This window comes from Mesorhizobium sp., assembly GCF_041661565.1.
Taxonomy (GTDB): domain Bacteria; phylum Pseudomonadota; class Alphaproteobacteria; order Rhizobiales; family Rhizobiaceae; genus Mesorhizobium.
On sequence record NZ_JBAZUD010000042.1, the window covers coordinates 21,105 to 33,331 of the forward strand.

Annotated in this window: 14 protein-coding genes and 1 tRNA gene; 8 read left to right on the forward strand and 7 right to left on the reverse strand. The window is 64.0% G+C overall.

Going from position 1 to position 12,227, the window contains the following annotated elements; all coding sequences use genetic code 11:
* Positions 1-22: 22 nt before the first annotated feature.
* Positions 23-667 (reverse strand): J domain-containing protein, encoded by a 645-nt coding sequence (locus WC739_RS10105; protein WP_372952887.1) that lies wholly within the window; start codon positions 665-667, stop codon positions 23-25.
* Between the two features lie 180 nt (positions 668-847).
* Here WC739_RS10105 and WC739_RS10110 point away from each other — a divergent pair, with 180 nt between their 5' ends.
* Positions 848-1,150 (forward strand): BolA family protein, encoded by a 303-nt coding sequence (locus WC739_RS10110; RefSeq protein WP_372952888.1) that lies wholly within the window; start codon positions 848-850, stop codon positions 1,148-1,150.
* Positions 1,151-1,184: 34 nt separating this feature from the next.
* Here the strand turns inward: WC739_RS10110 and WC739_RS10115 are convergent, their stop codons facing one another.
* The 3 genes from WC739_RS10115 to WC739_RS10125 are packed head-to-tail and all read right to left on the reverse strand — an operon-like array spanning position 1,185 to position 3,815.
* Positions 1,185-2,069 (reverse strand): HlyC/CorC family transporter, encoded by an 885-nt coding sequence (locus tag WC739_RS10115; protein ID WP_372952889.1) that lies wholly within the window; start codon positions 2,067-2,069, stop codon positions 1,185-1,187.
* A gap of 1 nt (position 2,070) precedes the next feature.
* Positions 2,071-3,207 carry a 3-dehydroquinate synthase gene (aroB, locus tag WC739_RS10120; protein WP_372952890.1) on the reverse strand — a complete coding sequence of 379 codons (1,137 nt, stop codon included), beginning with the start codon at positions 3,205-3,207 and terminating at the stop codon, positions 2,071-2,073.
* Entirely contained in the window at positions 3,204-3,815 is a 612-nt protein-coding gene (locus tag WC739_RS10125; RefSeq protein ID WP_372952891.1) for a shikimate kinase, read from the reverse strand. The genes aroB and WC739_RS10125 overlap by 4 nt, the downstream gene beginning before the upstream one ends.
* 204 nt (positions 3,816-4,019) lie before the next feature.
* Between WC739_RS10125 and WC739_RS10130 the strand changes: the two genes are divergently transcribed.
* The 5 genes from WC739_RS10130 to WC739_RS10150 all read left to right on the forward strand — a co-directional run bounded on the left by WC739_RS10130 (position 4,020) and on the right by WC739_RS10150 (position 7,981).
* Entirely contained in the window at positions 4,020-4,172 is a 153-nt protein-coding gene (locus tag WC739_RS10130; RefSeq protein ID WP_372952892.1) for a histidine kinase, read from the forward strand.
* A gap of 33 nt (positions 4,173-4,205) precedes the next feature.
* Complete coding sequence (locus WC739_RS10135; protein WP_372952893.1) at positions 4,206-5,123, forward strand: site-specific tyrosine recombinase XerD; 918 nt, start codon at positions 4,206-4,208, stop codon at positions 5,121-5,123.
* A 99-nt stretch (positions 5,124-5,222) separates the two neighbouring features.
* Positions 5,223-6,173, forward strand: a complete 951-nt coding sequence (locus WC739_RS10140; protein ID WP_372952894.1) for an acetyl-CoA carboxylase carboxyltransferase subunit alpha — start codon at positions 5,223-5,225, stop codon at positions 6,171-6,173.
* A 234-nt stretch (positions 6,174-6,407) separates the two neighbouring features.
* Positions 6,408-7,739 carry a L,D-transpeptidase family protein gene (locus WC739_RS10145; protein WP_372952895.1) on the forward strand — a complete coding sequence of 444 codons (1,332 nt, stop codon included), beginning with the start codon at positions 6,408-6,410 and terminating at the stop codon, positions 7,737-7,739.
* Between the two features lie 8 nt (positions 7,740-7,747).
* A complete protein-coding gene (locus tag WC739_RS10150; protein WP_372952896.1) occupies positions 7,748-7,981 on the forward strand; it encodes a sulfurtransferase TusA family protein in 234 nt (77 codons plus the stop codon).
* A 12-nt stretch (positions 7,982-7,993) separates the two neighbouring features.
* Here the strand turns inward: WC739_RS10150 and WC739_RS10155 are convergent, their stop codons facing one another.
* Positions 7,994-9,100 carry a GTP-binding protein gene (locus WC739_RS10155; RefSeq protein WP_372952897.1) on the reverse strand — a complete coding sequence of 369 codons (1,107 nt, stop codon included), beginning with the start codon at positions 9,098-9,100 and terminating at the stop codon, positions 7,994-7,996.
* A 3-nt stretch (positions 9,101-9,103) separates the two neighbouring features.
* Entirely contained in the window at positions 9,104-10,267 is a 1,164-nt protein-coding gene (locus WC739_RS10160) for a D-alanyl-D-alanine carboxypeptidase family protein (protein ID WP_372952898.1), read from the reverse strand.
* A gap of 214 nt (positions 10,268-10,481) precedes the next feature.
* On the opposite strand from WC739_RS10160, the gene WC739_RS10165 reads away from it, so the two are divergent.
* Complete coding sequence (locus WC739_RS10165; protein ID WP_372952899.1) at positions 10,482-11,645, forward strand: M20 aminoacylase family protein; 1,164 nt, start codon at positions 10,482-10,484, stop codon at positions 11,643-11,645.
* Positions 11,646-11,741: 96 nt separating this feature from the next.
* Positions 11,742-11,818: transfer RNA gene (locus WC739_RS10170), tRNA-Arg, on the forward strand.
* 294 nt (positions 11,819-12,112) lie between these two features.
* On the opposite strand, the gene WC739_RS10175 is transcribed toward WC739_RS10170, so the two are convergent.
* Entirely contained in the window at positions 12,113-12,226 is a 114-nt protein-coding gene (locus tag WC739_RS10175; RefSeq protein WP_372952901.1) for a helix-turn-helix transcriptional regulator, read from the reverse strand.
* Position 12,227: the final 1 nt, after the last annotated feature.

Here is a 12,227-nt window from a genome sequence, read left to right on the forward strand (position 1 = left end):
AAAGCCCCGACCGTAAGGTCGCTCAGCACAGGCCCGCCTGTTTGAGCACGCGATAGGCCTGCAGCACATCGCGGAACCGGTCTTCCGAACCTCTGTCGCCACCATTCGCATCCGGATGATGGAGTTTCACCAGTTCCTTATAGCGCGCCTTGATCTCCTTGCCAGTCGCCTTCGTGTCGAGGCCAAGCGTTTCCAGCGCCTTGGCCTCAAGCGGCTTGGCCTTGCGCTCGCGTGTCTCGCGCGGATCCTTCGGCCCCTTGAACAGGTCGAACGGGTCGCGCATGCGGTTGTAGTAGCCGGCGCGGCCCGAACGCATCTGGGCCATATCGGGCGACGCCATACCAGGAGAGGGGCGTGTCGAGGCGCCGTTGACGCCCATTTTCCAGGTCGGCCGGTGACCGGTCATGGCTTCCTTCTGGAAGCGAGCCACCTCGGTATCCGGCACGCCCGAGAAATAGTTGAAGCCCTTGTTGTACTCGCGCACATGGTCGAAGCAGAAGCGGAAATACTCGCCCTCCTTCATCCGTCCGACGGGCGCACGATGGGTTCCGGCCTCCTTGCAGCCGTCCCACTGGCAGATCGGCGAATGCGACTTCAGTTCGGCGTCCTTGTCGGGGCGGACGCGAATCTTCTCGAAATATTTGGGGTACGGCTTCATCTGACCCATTTATGGGACGTTCGCAGATGCGAAACAAGAATTGACATTTTCACGAGGATCGCTCTAGCCGCTGAATCACGGCATAAAGCGGGCGAATGGCGGAATTTGTCGGGCGACGACGGCGCCCTTTGAAATCGATTTCGGTTTCTTGGCTGATCCGTCGACGATATGTGGTGAAGGGAGACGGCGATGTCCATACAGGCGACCATGGAAGACAAGCTCAACAAGGCATTTTCGCCGGACCGGCTGGTCATCATCAACGAGAGCCATCTCCATGCCGGCCATCACCATCACGGCTCCGACCATCACGGCGCCTATGACGGCACCGGCGAGACGCATTTTCGCGTCCGCGTCGTCTCGGCGGCCTTTGCCGGCATGAGCCGCATAGACCGCCACCGCGCCGTCAACGAGTTGCTTGCCGACGAACTGAAGGCCGGCGTGCATGCGCTGGCGATCGAACCGGCGGCGCCGGGCGAGACGACGCGCTGGTGAGGACCAGCCGACCGTCGCATTGACCCGGCCAACGCTATGCGAGCGGCCTGATCCTGATGCGGGCAATCCGGTTCTTGTCTCTCTTCATCACGATGAAGCGCTTGCCGTGGAAGGTGAAGGCTTGTTTTTCCTCCGGGATCGACTGCGCCTCATGGATGACGAGGCCGGCGATGGTGGTGGCCTCCTCGTCCGGCAGGTTCCAGTCGAGCGCACGGTTCAAGTCGCGGATCGGCACCGTGCCGTCGACGACGACGGAGCCATCGGCCTCCTGCTTGACGCCCTGTATGTCCACATCATGCTCGTCGGCGATCTCGCCGACGATCTCCTCGATGATGTCCTCCAGCGTCACCAGCCCTTCGACTTCGCCATACTCGTCGACGACGATAGCGAAATGTGCCTTTCGCCGCAGGAAGGCGTTGAGCTGTTCCTGCAATGTCGTCGTGTCCGGCACGAACCATGGTCTCGAGGCGATCTTCATCACATCGATCCTGGAGAAATCGTTGCCGACATCGTTGAGCGCGCGCAACAGATCCTTGGCATGCAGCACGCCCACGATATTGTCGAGCGAACCCTTCCACAGCGGCATGCGGGTGTGCGGGCTCTGCAGGATTTCGCGCACCACGGCTTCGGGCGCATTGTCGGCATTTACCGAGCGCATATTGGTGCGGTGGACCATGATGTCGGAGACTTCGAGTTCCTCGAGGTCGAACAGGCCGCCGATACGGTCGCGATCCTCGCGCACCATCAGGCCATCGCGGCGGAAATCGTCGACCGCGCCGCGCAATTCGTCCTCGCTCGAGCGCAGCGCCTCGATCCGCGACAGCTCGTAGCCGAACATGGCAAGCAGGCGCGTGCGCACGGCAACGACAAGTGTGATGAGAATGGCAAGGACGGCGACGACGATCCAGCCGGTGTCCATGTCAGCCGGCTTTCCCGTTGGCCGGATGATTTTCCCTGAGGAATGACAGCACTTCGGAAGCCGGCACGTCCTTGGCGATGAAGGCCTGGCCGACGCCGCGCGTCAGGATGAAGGTCAGCGCGCCGCGCGACACCTTCTTGTCCTGGGCGATGAAGGCCAGCAGCGCGTCGGCATCGGGCAGATCGCCTGGAACGTCGGCCATGCGCCAGGGCAGGCCGACGGCGCGCAGATGCGCCTCGACGCGCACCGCGTCGTCCGGGCTGGCCAGATTGAGCCGTGACGAAAACCGATGCGCCAGCGCCATGCCGATGGCCACACCCTCGCCATGGACCAGGCGCGCGCCGTCATAGTGCGTGGCCGCCTCCAATGCATGGCCGAAAGTGTGGCCGAGGTTGAGCAGCGCGCGGTCGCCGGTCTCGAACTCGTCGCGGGCAACCACGTCGGCCTTGGCGCGGCAGGCTTCGGCGATCGCCTGCGCCCGCTCCGGACCGCCGGCGAATACCTGTTTCCAGTTCTGCTCCAGCCAGGCGAAAAATTCCGGCCGGTCGATCAGCCCGTATTTGGCAAGCTCGGCATAGCCGGCACGGAATTCGCGGATCGGCAGCGTGTCGAGCACCTCGGTGTCGGCCAGCACCAGTTTCGGCTGGTGGAAGACGCCGACGAGGTTCTTGCCGCGCGCGCTGTTGATGCCTGTCTTGCCGCCGACCGAAGAATCGACCTGGGCCAGCAGCGAGGTCGGGATCTGCACGAAATTCATGCCGCGGCGCACGATGCCCGCGGCAAAGCCGGCGAGATCGCCGATGACGCCGCCACCGAAGGCAATGACGACATCGCCGCGTTCCAGCCTGGCGCCCAGCACGCCATCCACCGCCTCTTCGAGATGGGCGAAGCTCTTGGTCTTCTCGCCGGGCGGCAGCACGATGACGGCCGGCCGGATGCCGTCCCGTTCCAGGCCGGCCTTCAGCGCATCGAGATGCGCCGCGGCGACATTGGCGTCGGTGATGATGGCCGCGCGCGTGCCCGGCAGCCGTCGCGAAATCTCCGCGCCGGCGCGCGACAGCAACCCCGAACCGATCAGGATGTCGTAGGCCCTGTCGCCAAGCCCGACCTCGACGACAACGGTGGCATCGGCACTCACGATTCGACCTCCCCAGTCGGAGCAACCGCATCGATACCGAAGTGCCGGCAAAGCGCGTCCAGAACCTCGGCGGCGATGATTTCCTTGCGGTCGTCGCGGGTCGGCACCGTGACGTCCGATATCGCATAGACCGGATAGCGCTCGCCCATCAGCCGCTCCAGCACCGCGCGGGGATCGGCACTCTTCAGGAGCGGCCGGTTCTGCTTCTTGGACACGCGCTCCATCAGGAGGTCGAGCTCGGCCTTCAGCCACACCGACACGCCATGGGCGGCGATGGCCTCGCGGGTCTGCGCGTTCATGAAGGCGCCGCCGCCGGTCGACAGCACTTGCGGACCGTTTTCCAGCACACGCAGGATGACGCGCTGCTCCAGCGCCCTGAACTCGCTCTCGCCATAGCGCTCGAACAGTTCCGGGACGGTCATGCGCGAGACGCTTTCGATCTCCTGGTCGCTGTCGATGAAGGGCAGCGAAAGCATGGTGGCCACCTTGCGGCCGATGGCCGTCTTGCCGGCGCCCATCAGGCCGACAAAGACGATGGACCGGCTGCCCAGCCGGCCAAGCAGCGCGGCGTGGCTGTCGCCAGGGGGATTTGCCGGGTGCGCGATCATCGGAAGTTAAAGTCCCTCTTTGCCGGCGTATCGACATGAAAACCCCGTTTGCGTCAAGCGTGGCACGCGGTTGAGGCCGAGAGTGGTGGCAATGTCTGGCATTGCCGGATGGTGCCGGCGCAGCTTCGTCCTTGAATTGGCCGGATTGCCGTTCGATAAGGGCACAGGGTTTGAAACGCACAACAAGAAGACGGGCGAAGTTTGATGCCGACACTGTTTCGCTTTGTGGTGATAACAGCGATTCTGGCCGGCATTGCGTATGGTACGATGTTCGCGCTGGTGATGTTCGTCGAGCCCAGGAAGGCCGAGATCAGCGTGCGCATCCCGCCCGAAAAGCTGAACCCCAAGAAAATCTGAACCCAAGAAAAGCTGAATGCAAAGACACGCGCGATGAACAGCGCCGCCCGCATCGAAACCTTCCTGGAAATGATGAGCGCCGAGCGGGGCGCGGCCGAAAACACGCTTTCCTCCTACCGCCGCGACCTCGAGGACGCTTCCGGGGCGATCGATGGCGGGCTTGCCGCTGCCGGCGCCGCCGATATCCGCGCCTATCTCGACGACATCGCCGCGCGTGGCTTCGCGCCGACATCGCAGTCGCGCAAACTGTCGGCGATCCGCCAGTTCTTCAAGTTCCTTTACGCCGAGGGCCTGCGCGGCGACGACCCGACCGGGACGCTGGACAGCCCCAAAAAGGGTCGACCGCTGCCCAAGACGATGAGCGAGGCGGACACCGGCCGGCTTATCGACCGCGCCGCGCTCGAGGCCGGCGATGCGGGCCTTGGCCACGCCGACAAAATGGCGGCGCTGCGCCTGCACGCGCTTGTCGAGATGCTCTACGCAACGGGCCTGCGCGTCTCCGAACTGGTTGGCCTGCCGGTGACGGTGGCGCAGCGCGACGACCGTTTCTTCATGGTGCGCGGCAAGGGCGACAAGGAGCGCATGGTGCCGCTGTCGGCCAAGGCGCGCACGGCGATGCGTGCCTGGCTCGCCGCCCGCTCCAGCATTCCCGCCTTCGCCGCCAGCCCGTTCCTGTTTCCGGCCGCTTCCGACAGCGGCTATCTCTCGCGCCAAGTCTTCGCCCGCGACCTGAAGGGGCTGGCGGCACGGGCCGGCATCGCCTCGGCGAAAATATCGCCGCATGTGCTGCGCCATGCTTTCGCCAGCCATCTCCTCCAGAACGGCGCCGATCTCAGGGCCGTTCAGCAACTGCTGGGCCACGCCGACATATCGACGACGCAGATCTACACCCATGTCCTCGAGGAGCGGCTGGTGCGGCTGGTCAACGATCATCATCCGCTTGCCGACTAGGCCTCATATCGCTATGTGAGGACGACCTTTCGCCGCCCGGAGCCTTGGATTCAACGCTTCCGTCAGTCATCGCCTTCCGACTTACCGGTCCGCTCATCCATGTATAACTACCTCGATTTCGAAAAGCCCGTGCAGGATCTTGAAGGCAAGATCCTCGAGCTGAAGAAGCTTGCCGAGAATGGCGAGGCTGTCGATGTCGGTGACGAGATCAGCCGCCTCGAGAAGCGCTCCCGCGACGCGCTGCGCGACGCCTACAAGGCGCTGACGCCGTGGCAGAAGGTGCAGGTGGCGCGCCATCCCGACCGGCCGCACTGCGTCGACTACATAAAGGGCCTGTTCAGCGACTTCACGCCGCTGGCCGGCGACCGCAATTTCGGCGAGGACCAGGCGATCGTCGGCGGTTTCGCCCGCTTCCGCGGCGAGCCCATCGCGATCATCGGCCAGGAAAAGGGCTCCGACACGACCAGCCGGCTGAAGCACAATTTCGGTTCGGTGCGGCCTGAAGGCTACCGCAAGGCGGTGCGTCTGATGGAACTCGCCGACCGCTTCAAGATTCCGCTGCTGACGCTGGTCGACACCGCCGGCGCCTATCCCGGTGTCGGCGCCGAGGAACGCGGCCAGGCCGAAGCCATTGCCCGTTCGACCTCGGCCTGCCTCGGCCTCAAGGTGCCGTCGATCTCCGTTGTCATCGGCGAAGGCGGTTCGGGCGGCGCCATCGCCATCGCCACCGCCAACCGGGTCTACATGCTCGAACACGCCATCTATTCGGTGATCTCGCCGGAGGGGGCGGCCTCGATCCTGTGGCGCGACACGACGCGTTCGAAGGATGCAGCGACCAACATGAAGATCACCGCACAGGACCTTCTGGAGCTGAAGATCATCGACGCCATCATCCCCGAGCCGCTCGGTGGCGCGCATCGCGGCGCCGAAACCGTGATTGCCGCGACCGGCGACCTTATCGCCAGGACGATGAAGGACTTCGCCGGCGCCAACACCGATTTCCGCGAGCAGCGTCGCGAGAAATACCTGGCGATGGGCCGCAGTCTCTAGCATTGTCCGGCTGGGCCGAACACGCGTTTGCGACGCCCGTCCAGGCAATGTGGCGGCGACAAACAATTCCGCCACAAAAATGCCGCCGCATTCGGGTCAATGAAAGTGCCGTCGGGGTTGGTTGCTTGCGGTAAGGAATTTATTAGGGTTAACGGGCTTACGGTCCGTCGATGTTCAGCATGCGGGTCAAGCCGTTTCCCGGCTATAGCCCGAGAGAAAAGACATAGCCTATCCATGTTCGCCAAGCTTGCCCGTACTGGATTAATCATCGCCTCGATCGTCGTTGCCGGCTGCAACGATTCGTCGATGAAGGATTTTGCGCCCGAAGCCAACAAGCCGCTGCCCGACAAGATCCTGGCCGACATGAGGGCCAAGGGCATGATCCGCACCTCGTCGGTGATGGCCCGCATCTTCAAGGAAGAAGGCAAGCTCGAAATCTGGAAGGCCAAGACCAATGGCCGCTACGACATGGTGGCGAGCTACGACATCTGCAAATGGTCAGGCAAGCTCGGGCCGAAATACACCGAGGGTGACCGCCAGGCACCCGAAGGCTTCTACACGGTCCGGCCGTCGCAGATGAACCCGAGGTCGAATTACCACCTGTCCTTCAACATCGGCTTCCCCAACGCCTATGACCGCGCCAATGGCCGCACCGGCCAGAACCTGATGGTGCATGGCGCCTGTTCGTCATCGGGCTGCTATTCGATGACCGACGCGCAGATCGAGCAGATCTATGCGTTCGGACGTGACGCCTTCCAGGGTGGCCAGACCGAGTTCCAGATCCAGGCCTTTCCGTTCCGGATGACCGCCGCCAACATGGCGCGCTACCGCAACGACCCGAACTACGAGTTCTGGAAGATGCTGAAGGTCGGCTACGACAATTTCGAAGTCACCAAGGTGCCGCCCAAGGTCGATGTCTGCGAGAAACGCTACGTCTTCAACCAGGTCGCCGCCGACGGCCAGACCTTCAATCCGACGGGCGCCTGCCCGGCGACGACCCAGCCCGATTCGCTGAAAAGCGCCTATAATTCCTATCAGAGCACCTATGAGGCGGCGTTCAACAGCGCGCTGAAGGCCAGCGTTCCGGCACCCAAACCGACCATCGCCGGCATCAAGGAAGCCAGCATCGTTTCCGAATGGTCCAAGCGCCGGGCGCGCGGCGAGCGCGTGCCGATCGAGCCGCCGTCGCTCAACAACGACGGCACGGTGACCGAAACAGCCCGCATGGGCCGCATCGATTCGCCTGCCGGCCGCAAGATGGCGGCGCTTGACGCCGAAAAGGCCGCCAAGCAGAAGGCTGAGGAACAGAGGCTGGCCGCCATCGAGGCCGCCAAGCAGGCCAAGGAAGCCGCCAAGGCGCAGGCCATTGCCGAAAAGGAAGCAGCCAAGGCCCAGGCCGTGGCTGCGAAGGAAGCGGCCAAGGCCGCCAAGGAAGCCCCCGTCGCGACCGCCACCATCGCGGCCCCGACACAGGCCGCACCGGAAGCCGAAACGCAGGCCGCCAGCGCCGATGAAGGCCGGGTTGCCAAGCTGAAGAACAAGCTGCTCGGCATGTTCGGCGGCTGAGGTCCGCCTTGGCCGAGGATACCGCGATCTATGATCTCAAGGGCCTGAACTGCCCCCTGCCCGTGCTCAAGGCCAAGAAACGCCTGGCCGGGATGCGCCCGGGCAACCGGCTGTGGCTCGAAACCACCGATCCGCTCGCGGTCATCGATATACCCGCATTCTGCGTCGACAGCGGCCACCGTTTGATCGAAACGGCGGCTCTCGCCGGAGGCCATCGTTTTCTCGTCGAACGCGGCGAATAGCGAACGTTTAAATCAGAGCCCGGCGATCGCCAGTGGATTGTCTTGCAGCGCCGCGCGGTCGGGCGTGTCGATCGAAGGCCGGTTGGTGAAGGCAGCGAACAGCCGGCGGATATAATCCTCGGGCATGTCCAGCGTGATCAGCACCAGCCGCGTTCCGCGCTGGCCATCCAACCAGGACGGCAGCCGCACCGGCGGATGCAGGATCTTCTGCACGCCATGGATCACCAGCGGCCGCGACGGATCCTCCTGCAATTCGATGATGCCCTTCATGCGCAGCAGGCGCTCGCCATGCGTCGAGCGCAGCAGGTCGAGGAACATCTCGATCGCCGAGAACGGCACCGGGCCGTCATGGACCAGCGAATAGGAGCGCACGCGCTGATCGTGGCGATGGCCGTGATCATGGTCATGCTCGTGATCATGGCGATCATCGTGGTGGTGGTCATGCGCCACTTCATCGCCAAGCCAGCGCCGCACATCGGCGGATTTGGTCGCCGGATTGTAGAGCCCGCAATCGAACAGCGCCGCCACGCCTGTTCCTGAATTGCCGGCATCGAGCAGTTCGGCGCCCGGATTGATCTGCCGCAGCCGCGTCCGCAGCGCAGCGAGGTCGCCGACATCGGTGACCAGGTCGGCCTTGCTAAGCACGATGCGGTCGGCGACGCCAACCTGCTTGACCGCCTCGACATGCGCATCGAGCGTGGCACTGCCATTGACCGCGTCGACCAGGGTGATGACGCCGTCGAGCCGGAAGGCCTGGACCAGCACCGGGTGCGCCATGATCGACTGCAGGACGGGCGCCGGGTCGGCCAGCCCCGTGGTCTCGACAATGACACGGGCAAGACGGGCAATGCGGCCGGTCTGCAGCCGGTCGACCAGGTCGGCCAGCGTGTCGACCAGTTCGCCGCGCACCGTGCAGCACAGGCAGCCGTCGGAAAGCTGGATGATGCCGTCGGATGCCTGCTCGACCAGCAGATGGTCGATCGCCACCTCGCCGAATTCGTTGATGATCACCGCCGTGTCGGCCAGCGCCGGATCCTTCAGCAACCGGTTGAGCAGCGTCGTCTTGCCGGCGCCGAGGAAACCGGTCAGCACCGAGACGGGAATGGGGAACCCGCTCATCGGCTAGTTGGCAACTTTGGCGGGCTGGTCGCCTTGCGCCGCGGTGCCGGCAACGATCGGGTCCGTACCGGCGGGCGGCGCGCGGTCGGGCCGCCAGTTGGGGATCGGCACGTCGGCATACTCCTGGCCGGCCTGGTCGAGCATGGCCTTCGGCGTCGGGCCGGTGGCGCCGCCAAGGCCGACGGCGACCAGTGTCGGCAAATGGTCGAGCTTTTCCCGGTAGGGCGATTTCGGCGCATCCGCGGCGGCGGCCGGCGGCGCTTCCGACTGCTCCTGCGGTGCCTTCTTCTTGCAGACGTCGTCATGCATGTCGTTGGCCGAAACGGTGTCGCCATAAGGCGCCAGCGTGGCTACGGTGACCGTGCCGGCGGCGGGCGTGTCGAAACCCTGGTCGAGCAGCTTGGCGGCCGCCTCGGCCCGGGAGACCGCGGACTTCTCGCCCAGCACAACCGCGACCAGGGTGCGCCCGTTGCGGGTCGCCGAGCCGATCATGTTGAAGCCGGAGGAGCAGACGAAGCCTGTCTTCATGCCGTCGGCGCCTGGATAGCGGCCGATGAGCAGATTGTAATTCGGGATCGCCTTCTTGCCGACCGCAAGGCCCTCGATCGAGAACCACGGCGCGTATTGCGGAAATTCGCGGCGGATCGCCATCACCAGCACGGCGAGGTCGCGCGCCGTCGTGTACTGGTCCGGCGAATAAAGCCCGTTCGGATTGACGAAATGCGTACCGTTCATGCCGAGCCGGGCCGCTTCCGCGTTCATCCGCTCGGCGAAGGCCGCCTGTGACCCGCCGATATTCTCGCCGACGGCCATGGCGATATCATTCGCCGATTTGACCAGCATCATCTTCAGCGCGTTGTCGAGGCGCATCACCGAGCCAGGTTTGAAGCCCATCTTGCTCGGCGGCTCGGCGGCCGAATGTTTCGTCACCTTGATCGGCGAATCGAGATGGACCTCGCCGGCGGCGAGCGCCCGGAAGGTCACGTACGCGGTCATCAGCTTGCTCAGCGACGCCGGGTACCAGCGCTTGAAGGCATCCTGCTGCTGCAGGATCCTGCCGCTGTCGAGGTCGAAGAGGACCACCGGATTGGCCAGCGCCGACCCTGCCAAGGCAGACAGCGCGAGAGCGCCCGCGCCCAATAGTTTGAGGAAATGCCTGTGCCGCATGATCAAATCCGAAATCGCCTCTTGCCGTAGTCGCCCCTGGCTCCGTAAGATTTCGTTACGCGATCGCCAGCACAATGGGTCCGACCCTCAAAACGGACCGCATCGTTGCGGTGCTATTTACCTTATGTGACGCCAACATGGCAAAGTGCCTGACGATCACAATTGAATGGCGGCGGGCCTTTCCCGCCTGCTTCAACAGCGAGATGGAATCATCATGCCAATCCTGAACCGTGCCGCCGAAATGCAGGATGAGGTCGCCGGCTGGCGCCAGCATCTCCACCAGACGCCGGAACTGAACTTCGACGTCTTCAAGACCGCGGCTTTCGTCACCGAGAAGCTGAAGGCCTTCGGCTGCGACGACGTGGTGACCGGGCTCGGCAAGACAGGCGTCGTCGGCGTCATCCATGGCCGCCAGGGCGCAGGCCCGACCATCGGCCTGCGCGCCGACATGGACGCGCTGCCGCTCAACGAAATCACCGGCAAGCCTTACGCTTCGACCATTGCGGGCAAGATGCATGCCTGCGGCCATGACGGCCACACGGCGATGCTCCTGGGCGCCGCCAAATATCTCGCCGAGACGCGCAACTTCACCGGCTCGGTGGTGGTGATCTTCCAGCCGGCCGAGGAAGGCGGCGGTGGCGGCAACGAGATGGTCAAGGACGGCATGATGGAACGCTTCGACATCTCGAAAGTCTTCGGCATGCACAACATGCCGGGCCTGCCTGTCGGCCAGTTCGCCATCCGCCCGGGCCCGATCATGGCGGCGACGGCGGAATTCACCATCACCGTGAAGGGCAAGGGCGGCCATGCCGCGATGCCGCACGGCACGATCGACCCGATCGTCATCGCCAGCCAGTTGGTCGGCGCCTTGCAGACGATCGCCTCGCGCAGCACCGATCCGGTCGAGGCCGTGGTGGTCTCGGTGACCAAGTTCCACGCCGGCGATGCCTACAACATCATCCCGGAATCGGCCGAGATCGCCGGCACGGTCCGCACCCTGCGCAAGGAAATCGCAAAGAAATCCGAAGAACGCATCCGCACCATCTGCGAGGGCCTGGCGACGGCATTTGGGGCCAGGATCGAGGTCGACTATCAGGCAAACTATCCGGTGACCTTCAACCATGCGGAAGAAACGGTGTTCGCCAGCGATGTCGCGGCCGGTGTGGCCGGCGACGCCCATGTGCACCGCGCCATCCAGCCGGTGATGGGCGGCGAGGATTTCTCCTACATGCTGGAAGCCCGCCCCGGCGCCTTCATCTTCATCGGCAATGGCGACACCGCCGGCCTCCACAATCCCGCCTACGATTTCAACGACGAGGCCATCCCGCACGGTATGAGCTACTGGGTGAAACTGGCCGAAACCGCGCTCGCCGCCTGACAGGGCCACCAGCCGGCAACCTCGAAAGGCCGGGCGAATTGCCTTCGTCCGGCCCCTTGGCGAAACGAAGAGAAGCGGCTATGTGTCGGGCCGCGTGGTCCCGTAGCTCAGTAGGATAGAGCGGCAGATTCCTAATCTGTAGGTCACAGGTTCGATTCCTGTCGGGATCACCAGCAAAATCAAATATTTGCGGGATCTACGCCGTAGCTCTTTGCCAGTTGGGTGGGCAGCAACGCCGCGGCCGGCGTGCAGGTTTGCTCTCAGCTAGACGCCTGCCTCGATTATCGACGGTCGAGTGGGCGACTGATCGTCGTCGCTGTGGCGTTCTCCTTTCCTGTCATGCGATCATGATCGATCCGGGCGTAGTTGGAGGACACATATCGCGTTGGAATGGTAGGCACACCCAATCACGCGCGATCGCCACCCCTTGCCATCCGAAACAAACCGCGGCTTTGCCCTGGGTGGATTTATCCTAGCCCCTTCAACACGGCCTGCGTGCGGCTTTTGACGCCGAGCTTGGAGAAGAGATTCTTGGTGTGGGATTTCACGGTGTTGATGTTGATGCGGAGTTTGGAGGCGATC